The organism is Maribacter vaceletii, assembly GCF_003634105.1.
Classification (GTDB): domain Bacteria; phylum Bacteroidota; class Bacteroidia; order Flavobacteriales; family Flavobacteriaceae; genus Maribacter_B; species Maribacter_B vaceletii.
This window is the reverse complement of sequence record NZ_RBIQ01000013.1, coordinates 22,121-44,835: the sequence shown is the minus strand read 5'-3', so window position 1 is coordinate 44,835 and position 22,715 is coordinate 22,121. Positions and strand designations below refer to the sequence as shown.

Annotated in this window: 18 protein-coding genes; 13 read left to right on the top strand and 5 right to left on the bottom strand. The window is 31.4% G+C overall.

The window, feature by feature from the left end:
- Position 1: 1 nt before the first annotated feature.
- Together CLV91_RS15830 and CLV91_RS15825 are read right to left on the bottom strand one after the other, a co-directional pair.
- Positions 2–616, bottom strand: a complete 615-nt coding sequence (locus CLV91_RS15830) for a fumarylacetoacetate hydrolase family protein (RefSeq protein ID WP_121069207.1) — start codon at positions 614–616, stop codon at positions 2–4.
- A 19-nt stretch (positions 617–635) separates the two neighbouring features.
- Positions 636–3,266 (bottom strand): valine--tRNA ligase, encoded by a 2,631-nt coding sequence (locus CLV91_RS15825; RefSeq protein WP_121069206.1) that lies wholly within the window; start codon positions 3,264–3,266, stop codon positions 636–638.
- 185 nt (positions 3,267–3,451) lie between these two features.
- Between CLV91_RS15825 and CLV91_RS15820 the strand changes: the two genes are divergently transcribed.
- Positions 3,452–3,844 (top strand): DUF1573 domain-containing protein, encoded by a 393-nt coding sequence (locus tag CLV91_RS15820; protein WP_121069205.1) that lies wholly within the window; start codon positions 3,452–3,454, stop codon positions 3,842–3,844.
- 48 nt (positions 3,845–3,892) lie between these two features.
- Here the strand turns inward: CLV91_RS15820 and CLV91_RS15815 are convergent, their stop codons facing one another.
- Positions 3,893–5,221 carry an aspartyl protease family protein gene (locus CLV91_RS15815; RefSeq protein ID WP_317124785.1) on the bottom strand — a complete coding sequence of 443 codons (1,329 nt, stop codon included), beginning with the start codon at positions 5,219–5,221 and terminating at the stop codon, positions 3,893–3,895.
- A 148-nt stretch (positions 5,222–5,369) separates the two neighbouring features.
- On the opposite strand from CLV91_RS15815, the gene CLV91_RS15810 reads away from it, so the two are divergent.
- From CLV91_RS15810 to CLV91_RS15770, 9 genes are all read left to right on the top strand, one after another.
- A complete protein-coding gene (locus CLV91_RS15810) occupies positions 5,370–6,560 on the top strand; it encodes a pyridoxal phosphate-dependent aminotransferase (protein WP_121069204.1) in 1,191 nt (396 codons plus the stop codon).
- Complete coding sequence (gene murB, locus CLV91_RS15805) at positions 6,560–7,576, top strand: UDP-N-acetylmuramate dehydrogenase (RefSeq protein ID WP_121069203.1); 1,017 nt, start codon at positions 6,560–6,562, stop codon at positions 7,574–7,576. Before CLV91_RS15810 ends, murB begins: the two co-directional genes overlap by 1 nt.
- A gap of 204 nt (positions 7,577–7,780) precedes the next feature.
- On the top strand, positions 7,781–8,341 hold the full coding sequence (locus CLV91_RS15800; protein ID WP_121069202.1) for an RNA polymerase sigma factor: 561 nt from the start codon (positions 7,781–7,783) through the stop codon (positions 8,339–8,341).
- 2 nt (positions 8,342–8,343) lie between these two features.
- Complete coding sequence (locus CLV91_RS15795; RefSeq protein WP_121069201.1) at positions 8,344–9,102, top strand: anti-sigma factor; 759 nt, start codon at positions 8,344–8,346, stop codon at positions 9,100–9,102.
- Between the two features lie 74 nt (positions 9,103–9,176).
- On the top strand, positions 9,177–9,386 hold the full coding sequence (locus CLV91_RS15790) for a membrane or secreted protein (RefSeq protein ID WP_121069200.1): 210 nt from the start codon (positions 9,177–9,179) through the stop codon (positions 9,384–9,386).
- 42 nt (positions 9,387–9,428) lie between these two features.
- Positions 9,429–9,986 carry an RNA polymerase sigma factor gene (locus tag CLV91_RS15785; RefSeq protein ID WP_121069199.1) on the top strand — a complete coding sequence of 186 codons (558 nt, stop codon included), beginning with the start codon at positions 9,429–9,431 and terminating at the stop codon, positions 9,984–9,986.
- 85 nt (positions 9,987–10,071) lie between these two features.
- Entirely contained in the window at positions 10,072–10,947 is an 876-nt protein-coding gene (lipA, locus tag CLV91_RS15780) for a lipoyl synthase (protein WP_121069198.1), read from the top strand.
- Positions 10,948–10,965: 18 nt separating this feature from the next.
- Positions 10,966–11,976 carry a type I glyceraldehyde-3-phosphate dehydrogenase gene (gap, locus tag CLV91_RS15775; RefSeq protein WP_121069197.1) on the top strand — a complete coding sequence of 337 codons (1,011 nt, stop codon included), beginning with the start codon at positions 10,966–10,968 and terminating at the stop codon, positions 11,974–11,976.
- The gene (locus CLV91_RS15770) at positions 11,973–14,186 is read left to right on the top strand and encodes a tetratricopeptide repeat-containing hybrid sensor histidine kinase/response regulator (protein ID WP_245987204.1); all 2,214 of its coding nucleotides are present in this window, start codon (positions 11,973–11,975) and stop codon (positions 14,184–14,186) included. Before gap ends, CLV91_RS15770 begins: the two co-directional genes overlap by 4 nt.
- On the opposite strand, the gene lpxK is transcribed toward CLV91_RS15770, so the two are convergent.
- The gene (lpxK, locus tag CLV91_RS15765) at positions 14,173–15,180 is read right to left on the bottom strand and encodes a tetraacyldisaccharide 4'-kinase (RefSeq protein WP_121069196.1); all 1,008 of its coding nucleotides are present in this window, start codon (positions 15,178–15,180) and stop codon (positions 14,173–14,175) included. The two genes, CLV91_RS15770 and lpxK, sit on opposite strands and share 14 nt — an antisense overlap.
- Before the next feature lie 54 nt (positions 15,181–15,234).
- Between lpxK and CLV91_RS15760 the strand changes: the two genes are divergently transcribed.
- Both CLV91_RS15760 and CLV91_RS15755 read left to right on the top strand, forming a co-directional pair.
- A complete protein-coding gene (locus tag CLV91_RS15760; protein ID WP_121069195.1) occupies positions 15,235–16,329 on the top strand; it encodes a Nif3-like dinuclear metal center hexameric protein in 1,095 nt (364 codons plus the stop codon).
- Between the two features lie 2 nt (positions 16,330–16,331).
- The gene (locus tag CLV91_RS15755; RefSeq protein ID WP_121069194.1) at positions 16,332–17,111 is read left to right on the top strand and encodes a zinc ribbon domain-containing protein; all 780 of its coding nucleotides are present in this window, start codon (positions 16,332–16,334) and stop codon (positions 17,109–17,111) included.
- A gap of 75 nt (positions 17,112–17,186) precedes the next feature.
- Here the strand turns inward: CLV91_RS15755 and CLV91_RS15750 are convergent, their stop codons facing one another.
- On the bottom strand, positions 17,187–18,530 hold the full coding sequence (locus tag CLV91_RS15750) for an FAD-dependent oxidoreductase (RefSeq protein WP_121069193.1): 1,344 nt from the start codon (positions 18,528–18,530) through the stop codon (positions 17,187–17,189).
- A 537-nt stretch (positions 18,531–19,067) separates the two neighbouring features.
- Between CLV91_RS15750 and CLV91_RS16925 the strand changes: the two genes are divergently transcribed.
- Positions 19,068–22,715 (top strand): Calx-beta domain-containing protein (locus tag CLV91_RS16925; protein WP_245987203.1); only part of this gene is annotated, 3,648 nt, incomplete at its 3' end.

The window sequence follows — 22,715 nt, the reverse complement described above, 5'->3', positions numbered from 1 at the left end:
TTTATTTCACCTTTGTACTAAACATTTGTTTCCCTTCTAGAAAACCAACCATATGATCTCCAGAGTTTACTTTATTAGCGCCAGTTGCAGGTGTTCCTGATAATAAAACATCTCCAGGGTTTAGTGTCATTATTCCTGATACATATATTATTAACTCCTCTAAAGTAGTAATCATTAAACTACTATTACCTTTTTGCGTTTCTTCGCCATTTACAGTCATAGAGAAATTTATATTCTTAACATCTGAAAAATCTGAAATAGGCAAAAAAGAAGATATTGGTGTAGCCCCATCAAAACCCTTTGCTAAAGCCCAAGGGCCTTTATTTGGTACTCTACTTTTTGTTAGAACATCTTTTGCAGTTAAATCATTTGCTAAAGCTACAGCATCAACAAAACTTAAAGCATTTTCTGTTGTTGCATTTTTACACTTTTTACCAATTCTAAAGGCAAGTTCTACCTCATACCAAACATCATCAGAGAATGTAGGCAACTCTAAATCCTCATCATTTTCTAGTAATGAGCTGTCTGGTTTTGTGAAAATCAAAGGAACAACTTCTCCTTTTGGCATTTCACTTAAATTATTTACATAATTTTTACCTATTCCAATTATTTTCATCTTATTATCTATTATATAATTATTTTAAACTTGCTAAACTTTTTTCTAAGGTTTCAATTTTAGCCTCTGCATCACTCTGTTTTTGCCTTTCAATTGTAATAACTTTTTCTGGAGCATTATTTACAAAACGCTCATTAGAAAGTTTCTTTTGAACTGAAATTAAGAATCCTTTTGTATACTTTAATTCTTCTTCTATCTTCAAAATTTCGGCTTCAACATCTATAGCTCCCTCCATTGGAATAAAGTATTCATTACTTTTTACTCTAAATGTTAATGCTCCTTCTACAGCAGTATCTACATAGGTTATAGATTCTACATTAGTTAACTTACGAATAATAGAGTCCCATGTATCGTTATTTTTCTCGGTATTTAAAACGGATAATGAAAGAGCCTCTTTCATAGGAATATTCTTTTCTTTACGAATAGTTCTTATGCCCGAAATAACATCCGATGCAAAATTAAATTCCGAAATTATATCTTTATTTTTCTCCTTAGAAACTGGCCACTTAGACACCATAAGTGCCTCCTCTGACGTTCTTTTTGTAATATGCTGCCATACCTCCTCTGTTAAGAAAGGCATAAATGGGTGTAATAATTTTAGATTTTGTTCCAACAAATTAATTACAGCATTAAAAGTAGTTTTATCTATTGGTTTTTGATAGGCAGGTTTAATTATTTCTAATAACCATGAGCTATAATCGTCCCAAACTAATTTATAAATTGCCATTAATGCATCTGAAATTCTGTATTTACTAAAATGGTCTTCTATCTCTACTAAGGTTTCATTAAACTTAGCAGTATACCATTCAATTCCAAGTTTAGATGCTTCAGGCTGTGGTAAATCTTTTACCTCCCACCCTTTTACTAATCTAAAGCCATTCCAGATTTTATTTGCAAAATTCTTTCCTTGTTGGCAAAGTGCTTCATCAAACATTAAATCATTACCAGCAGCAGCACTTAGTAACAGACCTACACGAACCCCATCTGCTCCATAATCTTGAATTAATTTTAAAGCATCTGGAGAATTTCCTAATGACTTAGACATTTTACGGCGTTGCTTATCTCTTACCAATCCTGTAAAATAAACATTCTCAAAAGGCCTAGTATCTCTATATTCATATCCAGAAACAATCATACGTGCTACCCAGAAAAATAAAATATCTGGCCCAGTTACTAAATCGTTTGTTGGATAATAGTATTGAATCTCTTCATTTTCTGGTTCTAAAATTCCGCCAAAAACACTTATTGGCCATAACCAAGAAGAAAACCAAGTATCTAACACATCTGGATCTTGATTTAGGTCTTCCTGACTTAAATTAGAGTTACCTGATTTAATTTTGGCTAACTCTAAAGCTTCTTCAATGGTTTCTGCAACTACAAATTCATCTTGTCCATCACCAAAATAAAAAGCTGGTATTTGCTGCCCCCACCATAATTGTCTAGAAATATTCCAATCACGAATATTTTCCATCCAATGACGATAAGTATTTTCAAACTTTTTAGGAAATAATTTTACATCGTTAGTTTTTAAAACAGCATCTAAAGCTGGCTTAGCAAGCTCTTCCATTTTAAGAAACCACTGATCCGAAAGTCTAGGTTCTATAACCGCTTTTGTTCTTTCAGAAGTTCCTACTTTATTAATATGTTGTTCTGTTTTAATTAAAAAACCTTTCTCTTCTAGTTCTTTAGATATCTCTTTACGTACTACAAAACGGTCTTTACCTTCATAGTGTAACCCAAAACTATTTAAAGAGGCATCTTCATTAAAAATATCGATTATTTCTAAATTATGCTTCTCTCCTAATGCCTTATCATTAATATCATGTGCTGGTGTAACTTTTAAACAACCAGTACCAAACTCCATATCTACATAATTGTCTTCAATTATAGGAATAACTCTATCGCACAAAGGAACTATTACTTTCTTACCTTTTAAATGCGTAAAACGCTCATCATTTGGATTTATACAGATAGCACTATCTCCTAAAATAGTTTCTGGCCTTGTGGTAGCAATTGTAACTTTTTCGTCTGACCCTTCAATAGCGTATGATAAATAATATAATAAACCTTGCTTTTCTTCATAGATTACTTCTTCATCAGAAAGGGTAGTTTTAGCTTCAGGATCCCAATTTACCATACGGTTTCCTTTGTAAATTTTACCTTTATTAAATAAGTCTACAAAAACTTTTATTACAGAGGCAGACATATCGTCATCCATAGTAAATTTAGTACGTTCCCAATCACAAGAACAACCAAGTTTTTTTAGTTGCTCAAGGATTACTCCTCCATACTCCTCTGTCCAGTTCCATGCATGTATTAAAAAATCTTCTCTACTTAGGTCGGTTTTATTTATTCCTTGTTCTTTTAATTTTGCTACAACTTTAGCTTCTGTAGCAATAGAGGCATGGTCTGTACCAGGCACCCAACAAGCATTTTTCCCCATTAACCTTGCTCTTCTTACCAAAACATCTTGTATGGTATTATTAAGCATATGCCCCATATGAAGCACTCCTGTAACATTTGGTGGAGGTATTACAATTGTATAAGGTTCTCTAGTGTCTGGGGTAGAATGAAAAAAGTTTTTTTTCATCCAATAATCATACCAGTGGTTCTCTACTGATTGGGGGTTATATTTTGATGGCATTTCCATTTTGGAACAGTTTTTGAATAATATTTTTTACGTTACTAAATATTTAAATTAAAAGATATGTTAAAATATCTAAATTGCATCTAATTTTAAATACGAAACAAAAATAAGTAACGTTACAGTATAACAAAAGAATTTTGGAGGTTCATCTTAAAAGATTTATTTTTGAAATTCACCCAAAACTAAAAATGATGAAAAAAATAGTACTTGTATTATTTGTAGGTTTATTAGGATTTAGCCTTACTGCACAGGAAACTGCTGCAAAAATTGAATTTAAATCAGAAACCGTAGATTACGGAGAAGTTGTTAAAGGCGCTAATGGTGTACGTGTATTTGAATTTACAAATACTGGTAATGCTCCATTAATTATAAGTAAAGTTAGCTCTAGCTGTGGATGTACCATTCCAAAAAAGCCAGAAGACCCAATTTTACCTGGTAAAACTGGAGAAATTTCTGTTAAATACGATACTAACAGAGTAGGTCCTATTAGAAAGGCTATAACAGTTATTTCTAATGCAGACACTCCTACAAAAGTTTTAAAAATAAAAGGAGAAGTAAAAGATTCTGGAGCAGGAAAATAATTTTACTTTAAATAATATATAGAAAAGCTCGGTTTTACCGGGCTTTTTTTATTTAAACAAATTTTTAAGAACAAAACTAAAAAGTACATCTTGATTATATCTTTCTATAAGTACTTTAATTCTTTTTCCTTCTTTATCGTTTAGCATTTGTAATACCTCTTGAATTTTGTATTTATGTATGCTTTTACCATTTACAGCTAATATTACATCTCCCTGTTGTAATCCTGCTGCTTCCGCTGGGCTTCCCATTCTTATTCCAGATACCACAATCTCTGGCACCAAACTTAATCTGGTAGTATTCTCTAAAAGAATTTGAACGTTTCCAAAAGATTTATCGTTTTTCTTTACTAGACCATTTGTATTTGCAATACGTTCAGAAACATACCGCACTCCATCATGCTGTAAATCTATTCCGCTTAAATTGTATTGAAAAGATGTTTTAAAATTTCCATTCTTACGAATCGTCATTTTTTTATTTCTATAATCAAAAACAATATTAAAACGTTTTAATATTTCTCCGCCAACACTTCCATTTCTATTTCCCAATCTTTTTATAGAATTAAAAGTTTCCATATCCGGAAAAGCAGCTTTAGCATCTTTTACAGAAAAAGTTCCTAATGTAATACTGTTAATTTTAGTACGTCTTCCAAAAATATTACCCCCTAAACCTTTCCCTAAAAAATCTTCATAATTATCTTGAGGAACATCAATATCTTCATCTTCAAACAACCATATAGCATCACTACTACCAGTATCTACTAACATCTTAACTGGTAAATTTTCTTTTCCATTTAAATAAATACTAGCGCCAACATACGCTTTTTTTCTTATAATATTTAAAGGCAAAGTTTCACTTTTCCTACGCTCTTTATAAGTGTAATTTTCTGGAGAATAAAACCTAATCACTTTTTTTGAATAGTTTATATCTACAATAAAATCTCTAAATAAATCGTATCCTATAATTCCATGAATTGGAATTCCAATACTAGGAGAAAGATTCAAATCTTTATCCAATACAACATATAAATGCTGATTACGATTTTTAATATCACCTAGCCTAAAAGTGTTACCTATAGAGCTAAGACCTTTTATTGGTTCTCCCTTACCTAATCCTCTAATACTTATTTCTGATACATTATTAATTTGAATAGAATCTCGGTCTGATAAGTTAAATAATATAGGTTTCTGAACACCAGAATCTAAAATAAAAGATAACTCTGTGCCATTCACCTCAATTGGCATTATAATTAAGTTATTTATTAGTTGAAATTTTACTTTTTGACTCTTTTTTGAAGCAGGCAACGAAAACGTTTGCGAAAGTCCTTTACTAAAAAAGAACGCAATAAGTAGCACACACAAAGAGAACCTATACTTCAAACCTTTAATTTTTAACACATTACGTTGTAAAAATTATAAAAAATAGGACGAATTTCCTAGGTATTTAACAAAAAAAGTCTTCTAAATAAACCTTCGTATTTATTGTAAGTCTTGTTGGGTTTTATCATTTTTGTGGAAAATTTGTTATATGCCTAATATTTCTAATAAAGGGGTTAATATGCCCGAGTCACCTATACGTAAATTAGTACCGTTTGCCGAACAAGCAAAAAAGAATGGTGCTAAGGTAATACACTTAAACATAGGGCAACCAGATATTAAAACCCCACAGATAGCTCTAGATGCTGTAAAAAATAATACATTAAGTGTTATTGCTTACAGTAGAACAGAAGGCTCTGATATATTTAGAGAAAAGATTGCTGCATATTATTCCAAAAATGATATTACGGTTAATTCTTCGGACATTATTGTAACCACTGGTGGTTCTGAAGCACTTTCTTTTGCTATGGGTAGTATTGCGGATTATGATGATGAAATTATTATTCCAGAACCTTTTTACGCTAATTACAATGGGTTTGCAACTGCTACTGGAGTTAAAGTAGTACCAGTTGTCTCTACACTAGAAAATAATTTTGCACTGCCCCCTATTGATGATTTTGAAAAATTAATTACCCCAAAAACAAAAGCTATATTAATATGTAATCCAGGCAACCCAACTGGGTACTTGTATAGCAAAGAAGAAATTAAAAGGCTTTCAGAAATTGTAAAAAAACACGACCTGTTTTTAATTGCCGATGAAGTTTATAGAGAATTTACCTATGACAACAAAGAACATTACTCTATTTTACAAGAAGAAGGTCTGGAAGACAATGCTATTGTAATAGATTCTGTTTCTAAAAGATATAGCATGTGCGGTGCAAGAATTGGGTATTTAGTTTCTAAAAACAAAGAATTTATTAAAACAGCCATAAAGTTTGCACAAGCAAGGCTATCCCCACCTACCTATGCACAAATAGCAAGTGAAGCTGCATTAGATACGCCGCAAAGTTATTTTGATGATGTAAAAGAAGAATATGTAGAAAGAAGAAACACATTAACAACAGAACTAAAAAAAATAGATGGTGTAAAAGTTGCAATGCCAAATGGTGCTTTTTACTGTATTGCAGAATTACCCATAAAAAGTGCTGATGATTTTGCACAATGGCTGTTAGAAGATTTTAGATACAAAGGGGAAACAGTAATGGTAGCTCCTGCAGCTGGTTTTTATGCTACTAAAGGTTTAGGACTAAACCAAATAAGAATTGCATATGTTTTAGACCAAGAAAGTTTAAAAAGAGCCGTTACTATACTAAAAGAAGCACTTAAGAGTTATATAGGGTAATGCAGATATTACAAGATATACCTTTAAAAAATTACAACACTTTTGGTATTGCTGTTACAGCAAAATACTTTTGTGAGGTTACTACTTTAGAAGAACTAAAAGAAGCTCTTTGTCTAAAAGACTACCCTTCTAAATTTATTTTAAGTGGCGGAAGCAATATGCTACTTACTACAAATATAAATGCGCTTGTAATTTACATTAACCTTAAAGGGATTACTGTTGTTAATGAAGACGAAAACCATGTAACCTTAAAAATAATGGCCGGTGAAAACTGGCATAACATGGTTTTGTGGACACTAAAAAACAATTACGGTGGCTTAGAAAACATGTCTTTAATTCCTGGTAAAGTTGGCACTGCTCCAATACAAAATATAGGTGCTTATGGGGTAGAATTAAAAGACCATTTTGTAAAATGCCAAACTATAAATACCAAAACTTTAGAAGAACATTTTTTTTCTAAAGAAGACTGCAAATTTGGATATAGAGACTCATTTTTTAAACAGGAAGGAAAAGGTAAGCATATAATAACTGCTGTTTTTCTAGAGCTTACCAAAAAAAATCATATCTTAAATACATCTTACGGCTCTATAGAAGAAGAATTAAAAAAGGAAAATATTACAAATCCTACTATTCAAGATGTTTCTAATGCTGTTATAGCTATAAGACAAAGTAAACTACCAGACCCAAAAGAAATAGGAAATAGCGGTAGCTTTTTTAAGAACCCAATTATTTTGGAAAAAGAATTTAAAGAATTTAGCAGTAAAAATCCAGATGCTCCATTCTATAAACTATCAGAAAAAGAATATAAAATACCAGCAGGTTGGCTTATTGAACAAAGTGGGTTTAAAGGAAAACGATATGGAGATGCAGGCGTACATACTAAACAAGCATTAGTTTTAGTAAATTACGGAAATGCTTCTGGAGAAGAAATAGTACAATTAGCATCTAAAATTATAAAAGAGGTACAAATGAAATTTAATATTGCTATTGTACCAGAAGTTAACATAATAAAATAACCCCCGTATTACATACGAGGGTTACATCAAACCAACCAAAAAATAAATGTACAATAACCAGTTGTACATTTACAACTTTAATATTTTTTATATAACGCTAAGTATAACAATCAATTTAATAATTTAGCGTTTACAAATATATACGGTATAAAAGAAGCTATTGGATGCCGAGAACTCCATATTTATAAAGCTTTAGAATATTATATGAGCACACTACTTGAAAAACATATTGTAGAACTTTTGCAAGAGAGAAATGAAAAAGCAATTTCTCTTCTCTATGAAAATTATGGAGATACTTTATATGGTGTAGCCCATAAAGTTGTAAGAAATAATGATTTAGCTCAAGACGTTTTACAAGAAAGTTTTGTTAAAATCTGGAAAAAATCGGATTCTTATGACCCCTCTAAAGCAAAATTATTTACCTGGTTATTTAGAATAACTAGGAATACTGCTATAGATAAATTAAGAAGTGTTAACACAAAAACAGATAAGGAAATCCAAATGGATGTTTCTGACGTATATAATTTAGGCGTAGAAAGTATTAAACCTGATTTAATTGACGTTCGAGAAAATTTAGATAAGATAGAAAGTAAATATCAAATTGTTTTAGAAGCTTTGTTTTTTCAAGGAATGACACAACAAGAAGCTAGTGATGAGTTAGATATTCCTTTAGGAACTATTAAATCTAGATTAAAAATTGGTTTACGTGAATTAAAGAAGATATACAACCCAGTTATACTACTTGCGCTTCTATTAAATATATAATTATGAAAGAAAAGATAAAAATATTTTTAGATTCTGATCTACTAGAAAAATATCTATTAGGTACTACTAATGATATGGAGTCTATGCAAGTAGAACGCTATATAGCGATGTATCCGGAAGTAAAAAAAACCTATGATGAGCTACAAGACAACTTAGAGAATTATGCAAAATTACATGCTATAAAAACTCCTGAAGGTCTTAAAGAAAAAATACATGCTAGAATAAAATCAGAGCGTTCTGGACGTAAGCAATTTTTCAGATATGCAATTGCAGCAAGTATTGTTGCATGTATGTTTGCTAGTGCATCCTATTTTTTCTGGAATCAAAACCAGAATTTACAACAAGAAAACACTATTGTTACTAATAAAATAAAAACATTAGAAGCAGATATGAGACAACAGTTGGAAGACGTAAGAAACCAATTTATTGTTCTTAACAATCCGCAGACTAAAAAATACAATGTACGAGGTAATAAAATGGCTAGAGATTTAAAAGCTGTTGCTTACATTAACCCAGTAAAGAAATTATCTTACATAAACGTTAGTAAGTTACCTGAATTACCTGAAGACCAATGTTACCAAATGTGGGCAGAGGTAAATGGAGAAATGTTAAATTTAGGAATAGTTCAAGAAGCTGCTAGTAAAGATAAATTAACAGCACTTCCCTATTCCGATAACGCAGTTAGTTATATAACAATAGAACCTAAAGGTGGTAACATAAGCCCAACTACAAACAAAATAGTTGCTAATATTGCTTATTAATTAAACCCTTCATAAAGTATTCATAAAGCCCCTTTTTGGGGCTTTATTTTTATATCTTTGTAAAAAATTTACTTATGAAGTTGATACTACTTACTATAGGTCTACTTTCCATTGCTTTTGCAGGAATTGCTATTAAAATATGGGCTAAAAAAGATGGTAAATTTGCTGGCACTTGCGCTAGTCAAAGTCCATTTTTAAATAAAGAAGGTGAAGCTTGCGGAATGTGTGGAAAATTGCCAAGCGAACAAGATTGCAAAAAAGACACTACTCCAGAATTACAGTAGTTAAAAATCACAAATAAACTGTCATTATCTAAAGCCCCTGTTTTGGACAGCAAGCAAACCATTAAAAACATTATAGAAAAAGCTAAATTAGGCAATCAAATTGCTTATAGTAAATTATTACATACCTTTTGGAATGATGTTTATGGTTTTCAATTAAAAAGAACGGAAAACGAAAGTGATGCAGAAGATATAACTATACAAACTTTCTCTAAAGCTTTTGACAAATTAAGCACTTACGATTCTTCTTATAAGTTTAAAACATGGCTAATTACAATTTCTAAAAACATACACGTAGACCTTTTAAGAAAAAGAAAAAAAGATATTATAAACGTAAAAGATAATAACGAAGACTACAAAAAAGTTTTAGATGATGCTCCTTCTGCAGAAGACCAACTTATAACAGAACAGAATTTAGCAACGCTTTTACAACATATAAAAAAATTAAAACCACACTACCAAGAAGTTATTAATCTTAGATATTTTAATGAACTTTCCTATGCTGCAATTGCTACCCAATTAAATGAACCGGTTAATAATGTGAAAGTAAAACTCTTAAGAGCAAAAAAATTATTGGCAGAAGTTATTACCCGAAACAAATAAAATATACATTTTTCTAATAAGGCTATCTAGCTTTTTAGAAACGGAAGACCTTAATTTAGTTCGTATATTTGTATAAATTTTTTTTATGAGTACAGATTCTATAAATCATGTTAAGCCACCAAAAGGAAAACCAAAATGGTTACGTGTAAAATTACCTACAGGTAAAAAATACACGCAACTAAGGGGCTTAGTAGACAAGTATGACTTACATACTATTTGCACCTCTGGTAGTTGTCCAAATATGGGCGAATGTTGGGGAGAAGGTACTGCTACTTTTATGATTTTAGGAAATGTTTGCACAAGATCTTGTGGTTTTTGTGGTGTAAAAACGGGAAGACCAGAAACTGTAGATTGGTCCGAGCCAGAGAAAGTTGCTCGTTCTATAAAAATAATGAGCATTAAACATGCTGTAATTACATCTGTAGATAGAGATGACCTAAAAGATATGGGTTCTATAATATGGGCAGAAACGGTGAAAGCTATTCGTAGAATGAACCCTACCACAACTTTAGAAACCTTAATTCCAGATTTTCAAGGTATTGAAAGACATTTAGATCGTATTATAGAAGTTTCTCCAGAAGTTGTTTCTCACAATATGGAAACTGTAAAAAGATTAACCAGAGAGGTAAGAATACAAGCTAAATACGAAAGAAGTCTTGAAGTATTAAGGTATTTAAGAGAAAATGGCATAAACAGAACAAAATCTGGTATTATGTTAGGTTTAGGAGAGTTAGAAGAAGAAGTAATCCAAACCATGGAAGACTTAAGAAATGCAAAAGTAGATGTTGTTACTATTGGGCAATATTTACAACCTACTAAAAAACACCTTCCTGTTCAACAATTTATACTTCCTGAACAATTTAAGAAGTATGAAGAAATTGGTTTAAAAATGGGTTTTAGACATGTAGAAAGTGGCGCTCTAGTAAGGTCTTCTTACAAAGCACACAAACACATAAACTAATTTTTAGCTTATTTTTCCATGAAAAAAATAAAAATTGGTATTAATGGTTTTGGAAGAATTGGAAGAACAGTTTGTAGATTATTAAACCAACATAATCATTTAGAAGTAGTTGCAATTAATGATTTAGCTGATGCAAAAACATTAGCACACCTTTTAAAATATGATAGTATTCATGGCGTATTTAATGAAAACATAAGCCATAACCAAGATCATATTATTATTGGAGAACAATTTATAAAGCTATTTAATAACAACCATCCAAAAGATATTAATTGGAAAGACCAAGCTGTTGATCTTGTTATAGAATCTACTGGAAAGTTTAAATCTAAAAAAGATTTAGACTTTCACATTACCAATGGTGCTAAAAAAGTAATTTTATCGGTACCCCCAGAAGAAGATGCTATTAAAATGATTGTTTGCGGCATTAATGAAGATTCTCTTACCAACAATGACCATATTATATCTAACGCATCTTGTACTACAAACAATGCCGCTCCAATGATAAAGGTTATAGAGGAACTTTGTGGTATAGAACAGGCATATATTACTACGATACATTCTTATACCTCGGACCAAAGTTTACATGACCAACCCCATAAAGATTTAAGAAGAGCAAGAGCTGCCGGGCAATCTATTGTTCCAACAACAACTGGGGCTGCAAAAGCCTTAACAAAAATTTTTCCAAAACTAGAAAACGTTATTGGTGGTTGTGGAATTCGAGTTCCTGTCCCAAATGGATCTCTTACAGATATCACATTTAACGTAAAAAGACTTACAAATATTAAAGAAATTAATGATACTTTTGAAAAAGCATCAAACAATACATTAAAAAATATACTATATTATACAGAAGACCCTATAGTATCTATAGATATAAACAATAGTTCGTATTCTTGTACGTTTGATTCTCAGATGACATCAGTTATCGGAAAAATGGTTAAAATTATTGGTTGGTATGATAATGAGACTGGTTATAGTTCCAGAATAATAGACCTAATTAATATAATGATTCGTAAAAATTACATTTGAAAATTGTATCTACATATAAAAATTTTAAATACATATTTTTAGTAATAGTACTACTTTTAGTATGCTCTTACTCTTTTTCACAAGATTCTATACAAGAAAAAGATGCTGTTTCTTACTTTAATTTAGCTAGAACATTAAAAAATCAAAATAAAATAGATTTGGCTTTAGAAGCATTAAATAAAGCTTCTGAACAAGCAGAAAAAAATGAAGATGTAAAATCTTTAATAGATAGTTACCACGAATTTGCTCAGTTATACTTAAAATTAGATAACGAAGAAACTACTCTTTTTTATTGGGACAGAGCTGAAGTTTTGTTAAAAGATATAGAATACCCATACGGAGATGCCATTCATAAATTTATAGAAGCTCTAGTACTTTATAGAAACAATAAAAATTTTCAAGCAATTTTTATGTTAAATGAGGCTAAACAGTTAAATAATGACCGTAACTTCTTTAATCATATTTTATTAGCTGAAGGAGACATTTATCTAAACTTAGAAAAATATGAAAATGCCTCTAAAAACTTTAACTCTTTAGTTATTAATACAGACGTTTTTGAAAAAGAATATTTAGCTACGAAAGCACATATTGGGCTAACTAAACTTTATATAAAAACACAAAAATTTGAAGAAAGTATAACAAACGGAGAAGCCGCCTTAAAACTTGCAGAGCAACAAGAATTTAGTAAAGAAGTTTTTGAAGCCAGAGAGCTTTTAACCACAGCTTATGAAAAGAAAAACGAATTTAGTTTAGCTCTTGAGCAAAGTCAAAAATTAGTAGTTTTAAAAGATTCTGTTTTTAATATTGACAAATTAAAAGTAGAACAAAAAACTGCAGATAAAATTAGAGACGATTTTAAAACGTCTGAAATTAACAGATTAGAAAGATTAAATGAAGAATTAAATGAGTCGGCTAACCGGTCAGAAATTACAGCTGTTTTAACTTCTGCCTTTTTAATTATTATATCGCTATTAGCAGTTTCGCTTTATAGAAACAATCAAATTAAGTTAAAAACAAACGACTTACTACAAACTAAAAACAAAGAATTACAGGCTGCTAGGGATGGTGCTGTACAAGCTATGGAAGCTAAAACTAATTTTCTTTCTACAGTTAGTCATGAGCTACGGACACCCTTATATGCTGTAACGGGGCTCACCCATTTACTCCTAGAAGAAAACCCTAGTGAGAACCAAAAAGAACATCTAAAAGCATTAAAATTTTCTGGAGATTACCTATTAAATTTTATTAATGATATTTTACAGATTAATAAAATTGATGCAGATAAATTAGAGCCTTTAAATATGGAGTTTAACCTTAAAAAGGTTTTAAAAGAAGTTATTGACTCTTTACAACAAAGTGCAAAAGAAAATAGCACAAAAATTATTTTACAATACGATGAGGATATTCCTGGACATTTAATGAGTGACCCTCTTAAACTCTCCCAAATTTTCATGAATCTTGTTGGTAATGCTCTTAAATTTACTAAAAATGGTGAGGTAAAAGTTATAGCTAAGCTTCTAAAGAAAGTAGATGATGATGTTACCTTATATTTTGAAGTAGAAGATACTGGTATTGGTATTTCTAAAGAAATGCAAGAAAGCATTTTTGAAGGTTTTGAACAAGGTTCTATCCAAATTAATAGAGAATATGGCGGCACTGGGCTAGGACTAACTATTGTAAAAAGTTTATTAGGTTTATTTGATAGTAAAATACAATTAGAAAGTGAATTAGGAAATGGTAGTTCTTTCTTTTTTGAAGTTACTGTAAAAAGCAAAGATGCCATTGTAGACGATATTCCTTTTGAAATTACAGAAAAAGAATATGAGTTTAAAGGCTTGCACTTAATGATTGTAGAGGATAATAAAATAAACCAAGTAATTACCAAAAAAATGCTTACCAAAAAAGAAATTACTAGCGATATAGCTAGTAATGGTATGGATGCGGTAGAGCTTGCTAAAAACAATACCTATGATGCCATTTTAATGGATATTCATATGCCAGGAATTAGTGGTGAAGAAGCAACTATTCGTATAAGAGAATTTGACACTAAGACCCCCATTATTGCTCTTACCGCAATTTCTTTAGATGATAGTTTAGAAAGTTTTTATGCCGCAGGTTGTAATGATGTGGTTACTAAACCTTTTAAACCCGAAGTATTTTATAAGAAAATTGGAGAAAATATTTTCGATAAAAAAATTAGCGACTCCTAGACAAATAAGATTCAATTTGCTTGGTTAATTCCTCTTCTCCTTTGTTTAAAAAACGATGAGTGACTTCAATATAACTAAGGTTCCTTACTTTATCTTTTAACCTAACATAATCTTTTTCTGTAGTAATTATACATTCTTTAGATTGTAATAACTTAATCTCTGAGTCTGTAAAAAAATGATGGTCTTTATATTTTAAATGCTCAAATTGTATAGCCAGTTTACTTAAATAATTTTCCAAAGGTTTTGGGTTTGCAATACCAGTAACTAGGGTTATTTTTTTATTTTTTAATGTTTCTAAAGTAGGCTTATTAAAATTTCCTTTTAGAATAGAGTTATAACCAAAGTAAGTAAATAAAACCTCTTGATTTGGATGCACGTGTAGCCTTTTTTTAATCTTAAGCTGCTCATCGTTAGATAAATCATCAGGACACTTTGTTACAATAATAATAGATGCTCGTTTTGCTTCTTTTTTACTATCTCTTAAGTTTCCGGTTGGTAAATACCAATCATCCACATATAATTTATCATAAGTAGTTAGGAGAATAGAAAAACCTGGTGTAACTTTTCTATGCTGAAAACCATCATCCAACAAAATAAAATCTAAAGAACTTTTAGACTCCATAGAAGCAATACCATTTTGCCTATCGGCATCTACTACCATTGTAATTTCAGGGAATTTTGAATATATCTGGTAAGGCTCATCCCCTAGTTCTTCTACTGTAGAATTCTTAGTAGCCAATAAAAAGCCATCAGATTTACGCCCATACCCCCTACTTAGCACCGCAATTTTATGGGTTTTTGTAAATAAACTCAGTAAAACTTCAATCATTGGTGTTTTTCCTGTACCACCAGTACTTAAGTTTCCTATACAAATTATAGGCTTCTTGTACGATTTAGACCTAAATAAACCAATATCAAAAAACCAATTACGTAAATACACCACTACAGCATAAAGTAATGAAAAAGGAAAAAGTAATTTTCTAAATAGTTGCATTAGAACGAAAATATAATATTTTATCTTTGATAACCTTAATAATCTTAATTAAAAATGACTGTTAAAGAAGTTACCAATATATTAGAAGAATTTGCACCACTAAATTATGCCGAAAGTTTTGACAATGTAGGTTTGTTAGTTGGAAACAAAAATGCCGATGTAACAGGAATACTGGTTACTTTAGATACTTTAGAAAATGTTGTAGAAGAAGCAATTATAAAAAAATGTAACTTAATCGTAAGTTTTCATCCCATAATATTTAAGGGGTTAAAAAAAATAACTGGGGCTAATTATGTAGAAAGAGTAGTTATAAAAGCCATACAACATAACATTGCTATATACAGCATGCATACAGCTCTAGATAACAACCAAGCTGGTGTAAATGCAAAAATTTGTGAAATATTAGGATTAGTAAATACTAAAATTTTAATTCCACAGAAAGACACTATAAAAAAGCTAACCACCTACGTACCTATTAACGCTATAGATACTATAAAAGAAGCCCTATTTAATGCTGGAGCAGGAAATATTGGAAATTACAGTAATTGTAGTTTTACCACAGAGGGGGTTGGTAGTTTTAAAGCAAATGAAAATGCAAACCCAACACTAGGAGAAATTAATAAGCTACATCATGAAAAAGAAGTGCAAATAAACATTACATTTTCTAAGTCTAAAGAAGAAAAAGTTCTAAATGCATTGTTTAAAAATCATCCTTATGAAGAGGTTGCCTATGAAATTACGACTTTAGAAAATAAAAATCAGAATATAGGAATGGGAATGGTAGGAGAGTTAAAAGCCCCTGCTAAAGAAAAAGACTTCTTAAATTTTGTAAAAAAACAAATGTCGGCTTCTGGAATTAGGCACTCTACATTTTTAGGAAACAACATCTCTAAAGTTGCTGTTTTAGGGGGTAGCGGTGCATTTGCCATTAATGCGGCAAAACAATCTGGAGCGCAAATTTTTATTTCTTCGGATATAAAATACCATGAATTTTATCAGGCAGAAAGTAAAATTGTGATTGCAGACATTGGACACTATGAAACTGAGCAGTTTACAAAAAACCTTTTAGTTGATTATCTTACAAAAAAAATCCCTAATTTTGCAATCCATTTATCGGAAAGTATAACAAATCCAATCAAGTATTTATAAATATGGCAAAAAAAGCAGAAGCTACGGTAGAAGATAAGTTAAGAGCATTGTATGATTTGCAATTAATTGATTCTAGAGTTGACGAGATTCGTAATGTTCGAGGAGAGTTACCATTAGAGGTTGAAGATTTGGAAGATGACGTACTAGGACTAAAAACAAGATTAGACAAGTTAAAAACTGATGTTGAAACTGTTAATTTTGAAATTGGTGCAAAAAAGAATTTAATTGAAGAAGCGAAAACTTTAATTAAAAAGTACGCAGAGCAACAAAAAAATGTTCGTAATAGTAGAGAGTTTAACTCTATTAGTAAAGAACTAGAATTTCAAGAATTAGAAATTCAACTTGCTGAAAAGAACATCAAAGAATTTAAAGCTCAAATAGAGCAAAAGAAAGTGGTTATTTCTGAAACTAAAGAACGTTTATCTCAAAGAGATGCGCATCTTAAGCATAAGAAGAGTGAGTTAAATGCAATTTTGGCAGAAACTGAAAAAGAAGAAAAAGCACTTTTAGAAGAATCTGAAAAATACCAAGGAAAAATTGAAGACCGTTTGGTAAAAGCATACGCTCGTATTAGAACTAATGTAAAAAATGGTTTAGCAGTAGTACCTATTGAAAGAGGTGCTTCTGGAGGTTCTTTCTTTACTATTCCACCTCAAGTACAAGTAGAGATTGCTTCTCGTAAAAAAATTATTACAGATGAGCACAGTGGTAGAATATTAGTAGACCCTGTTTTAGCAGAAGAAGAAGCTGTAAAAATGGGAAAATTATTTGCTAAACTTTAATTAGCAATTACCAACACAAAAGAAAAGCCATTTACTAAGTAGATGGCTTTTCTTTTTTACAATAGTTTCTCATTATTAAGAAAGAAGTTCTAAAATCTTATCCTCAACTATTTTACTGTTCCAAAGAGTTTCAATGTTTGGAATTTTCATTACTTGTTGCATAATGGCTTCTTGCTTGTCTCCATAGGCCAAAGCATCTGCATAGGGTTTGTCAGAAAAAGTTACTCTAGAATATACCGGAATCCATTTTTCTGGATGTAAAGCCGCAAAATGCTTTTCAATTTTCTTTTGCAACAAAAACATTGGATCTGCTGTTTTATGGCTCATTTCCATAAAATTACGATAACTGAGTTCTGCTATTGCATCGGCATTAGGTTTTCTACTTTCCTGATATTTTTTAAATATTGTTCCCCAATTGTCTTTATTCTCTTGTATAAGCTTATTTAAAACAAAAATATCTTCAAAACCTGCATTCATGCCCTGACCGTAAAAAGGTACAATAGCATGCGCAGAATCGCCTACCAAAGCTACTTTATCCCAATAGGTCCAAGGATAACATTTCATGGTTACCATTGCACTTGTAGGGTTATTAAAAAAATCTTGGGTTAAGTTTTCTATGTCATGCATTACATTAGGAAAATAAGTAGTAAAAAACTCTTTAGCATCTTCCTTAGTTTTTATATTTTCAAAAGATACTTCTCCTTCAAAAGGCATAAAAAGAGTACATGTAAAACTACCATCTAAATTAGGCATAGCTATAAACATAAAATTACCCCTTGGCCAAATATGAAAAGAATTTTTATCTAATTTATGAGTTCCATCTGCATTTGGTAAAATGGTAAGTTCTTTATAACCAACATCAATAAAATCTTGAGAGTAATCAAATCTACTTCTTCGTTGCATTTTATGTCTAACACGAGAGAAAGCACCATCGCAACCAAAAATCAAATCATATTTATAAGACTTCCACTCCCCTTTTTCGGTTTCTCCTGTAAATAATTCTGCAGAAGGGAGGTCTACATCCCAAACTTTCTCTTCAAACTTAAAGATTACTCCAGAGGCTTCAGCCAAATCAATCATTCTCCTATTTAAAACCCCTCTAGAAATAGACCAGATAGCTTCGTTTTCTTTACCGTAATTCTGAAAATAAAGAGGCTTTCCAATAACATGCATGGCTCTTTTATTAAGAGGAATTGCAATTTTTTTTATTTCTTGATCTATACCAACTTCATGTAAAGCTTTCCAACCTCTATTACTCATTGCAAGATTTATAGAACGTCCAGAAAATTTTACATTTCTAATATCTGGTCGCCTATCAAAAACAGTAATATCATGCCCATATTTTCGTAAATAAATAGCTAATAAAGAACCTACTAAACCCGATCCAATTATCGCGATTTTTTTCTTAGAATGAGACATAAATGTTTTTATGTTAATTTTTAAGTTGTTTACAAAAATAGCAAATAATAAATTGCTTGGAATTTTACACAAAAACAGAACAGACTTACTCTTTAAGTCTAAAATATTAAACTTATTTTGTTTTATTTACAACAATGAAAAAACATTATTACTAAAAAAACATGTATTTACCTACATATGTATCAGATTTTAGCTAATAAAAATTGCGTTAAAAACTATATTTAGTTGACTTTCACTTCTAAAATATTGGATAAAACACATCAATTTTAACTATTAAAAACACCCCCTCAAAGAACCTTTTTAACCCTTCATCGACAAACAGCATTTTCAGTTATAAAATAGTCATCCGATAAAAATATCGGTTAATCGACATTTTTGTTCATCATCGATTAATGCTAAAGCTTAAACAAGTAAATCTGCAATATAGACAAGCGAACAACGTTCTTTGACTTCGCTTTAATGAATGCTGTTTTTAAAGTCAACTAAAATGTTGTAAAAAATAAAAATACTTTTTTCCTATCAACAAAACCAAATCATATGGAAAACTTTATTCCTACTAAACAAACTGCTAAATTATTTTTAGCACCCTTATTGACCATTATATTCTTTTGTTCAAGCGCAAGTAGTTTTGCGCAAGGAATAAAAACTGGAGTTACATTTAACTGGACAGATACACAAACATCTAATAGTGATCCAGCAACTTTAGATTACATCACAATAAATGGTATTGTATACAGTACCTTTGTTGTTCCTAGTTCTTATGAATTAAATGCTGTAGGACCTGGAGGTCATTCCATAAATAATATATTTAGAGACGGTAATAATGTAGTCTCTGGAAGTAATAGTACTAATTGGAATTCAGAAGCTATTCTTGCCTACCAATCTTTAAACTTAAATTATTATTTTCAGGCTGATAATAATGGGGAAGATTTTTGTAATGACCCAAGCCAAGTTGCTACAACAAACGCGCAAGTACAAACAATTAATTACAGTCCAGGTATACCATCAAATCCGGATGGAATTTTAGCAGTTACTGAAAGAGCTGGTAATAACTGTTTGTATATTGAAATGTATGGAATTCCTGCTGGTGGTGGATCAGAGCAATTACTTGGCTCAACATTTATAAACAATGGAAATCACCTTGGAGGCCCAGGGCCTCAATCACCACCTAATACAGCAACTTCTGATTATTGGCATAGCGGTAGAGTTACCCATATTGGTTCCCCTATTGGAATTGCTTTATATGAATTATCAAGTATTGCTCCTGTTGGATCAACCATAACATCTATAAAATACCTTGGTGCTACTACAGATCATGGCGATGGTAAATTCTTTTTAATGCAAACCTATGCTATTGATGATACTTTTAACCCTGATTTTGAAACAATTTTTCATGGAGATGTAGGTGCTAATGATAATGTTCCTGCTGGTTCTAATTATAGTTACCACTCAAGTGTACCTCCATTTAATGGTACTTTAATTGTAAATACTGATGGAACTTTTTCCTATACTCCAGACCCTGGTTTTACTGGTACTGACGTTTTTGAAGTTCAAGTTTGTTTGCCTGCTCCTAATAGTTCTGTTTGTAACACTTCTACTGTTACACTAAACGTTAAACCTGGTGTTACAATAGACAATGCATCTGCAGATGAAGGAAATAACATGACTTTCACAATCTCTATTAACGACCCCTTAGATACTGATATTAATTTTAACTTATCCTATAGTAATAACACAACAACTAATGCAGATTATTCAGGTCCTTCTACAGTAACTTTACCTGCAAATGCAAGTAGTGTAACTTTTGATGTTGCTGCGTTAAATGATGACTGGTTTGAAAATAACCAAACTTTTGATGTTACATTTACAGATACTTCTAATAGTACTACTGCTATTGATGATACTGGAGTAGGTACTATAATTGACACTGATAAAGCAACCGTTTCTACAGGAAATTATGATATTATTGAAGACGCGGGCACTATTCAATTAAGAGTGTTTTTATCTCCTCATGAAGGTGCTGTTGGTGTAGAAGAAGAGTTTACAGTAGATTTTTCTACAATTGGTGATGAAAGACCAATATCATGGGGCGGTACTGCTACTAAAGGAAGTGATTATATAGAAACTATAACTACAATTACTTTCCCTGCTAACTCTCCAGTAAATACTGAGTTTTTTGTTCCTCTTCAAATTATTGATGATGCTATTACTGAACCATCTGAACAAATAAGACAAAACGTAAATAACAGTTCTATTTCTGGTATTGGCATTGCAGGGTCTGGTATGGTACGTATTCATGATAATGATACTGCAACAATTATATTAGAAGACAGAACAGTAAATGAAGCCGATGGGACTTTTAACTATACTTTTATATTAGATGGTGAAGTTCAATATCCTTTTGATATTACCTATAACACATCAGATAACACTGCTATTTCTCCTAATGATTTTAATGCAGTTGGAACAACAACACTTAATTTTACTGGCACTGATGGAGAGACGGAAACAGTATCCTTTACTATTAATAATGATACTTCACTTGAAAGCACTGAAAACTTTCACGTAAATCCTTCTTATACTGGTGTTTTACCAACTACACCAACAACAAATGCTGTAGCTGCTAACATTGTATTTTCACGAGAACCAGCTGTAATAACAATTACTGATGATGAAAATGCAACCATAGCACTTTCTGCAACTAATTCTACTGAAGGTAATGATGCAATATTTACAGCAACACTATCTACAGTCAATAATACTGGCGCTCCTATTACTGTAGACTTTGCCGACCTAACTACTGGTTCTGCAACTTCTGGAACAGATTATACAGCTGTTCCTGCTAATTCAACAATCACTATTGCTGATGGAGCTACAACTGGTACTATTAACATCCCAACAACTCAAGATATTTTAATAGAAGGTAATGAAACTATAATTACTCAAATTAGTAATGTATCTTATTCTGGAGTAACAATTAGTTCCAACTCCGCTACTGCAATCATTATAGATAACGATAATGCAGCACCTGGAGACGGTATCTCTTTTTCTACTGTTACTATTTCTGAAGATGAAGGAGATATTGCTACGGATAATGTAAATCTTAATTTCACAGTAACTTATACTGGTGTTATTCCTTTGGGAGAAACGGTATCTGTTGACTTTCAAACTATAGATGGAACTGCGCTAAATGTTTCAGATTATGAAAGTAATTCTGGTACTCTAGAGTTTACAACTACTATCCTATCCCATAATATTATAATACAAGTAACGGAAGATATTACTATTGAAGCAGATGAGAACTTTACCGTTCAACTTTCTAATATTTCTACAGCAAACGGATTTACTACCGGATTTGTAGATGGAAATACGACCAATACTAAAACTGGTACAATTATAAACGATGATAATGCTGCACCTGGGGATGGTATTTCTTTTTCTAATGCTACTGTTAGTACTCTAGAAGGTAATACGGCTGCAGATAATGTAACCCTTACTTTTAATGTTACCTATACTGGTACTATTCCTGCGGGAGAAACTGTTTCTGTAGATTATGCTACCGTAGATGGGTCTGCCCTTAATGCTTCGGATTATGAAAGTAACTCGGGTACCGTACAATTTACTTCTGGAAACCAATCTGTGGATATCACGGTGCAAGTAACAGAAGATACCAACATTGAAGCCGATGAAAACTTTACAGTACTGCTTGATAATATTTCTACAGCAAACGGATTTACTACCGGATTTGTAGATGGAAATACGACCAATACTAAAACTGGTACAATTATAAACGATGATAATGCTGCACCTGGGGATGGTATTTCTTTTAACAATGCAGCCGTTGCGGTTAACGAAGGAAATCCTGGAGATAATGTACAACTTGCATTCGTTGTAAACTATTCGGGAACTATCCCTGCTGGGGAAACAGTTTCTGTAGATTACAATACTATTGTAGGTACTGCCGATGCTAGTGACTTTACAATGACTAATGGTACAATCAACTTTACTAACGGGAATACATCACAAACTATTCTTGTAGATGTCATTGAAGACCTAAACATCGAAGCGGATGAGAACTTTACCGTTCAACTTTCTAATATTTCTACAGCAAACGGATTTACTACCGGATTTGTAGATGGAAATACAACCAATACTAAAACTGGTACAATTATAAACGATGATAAT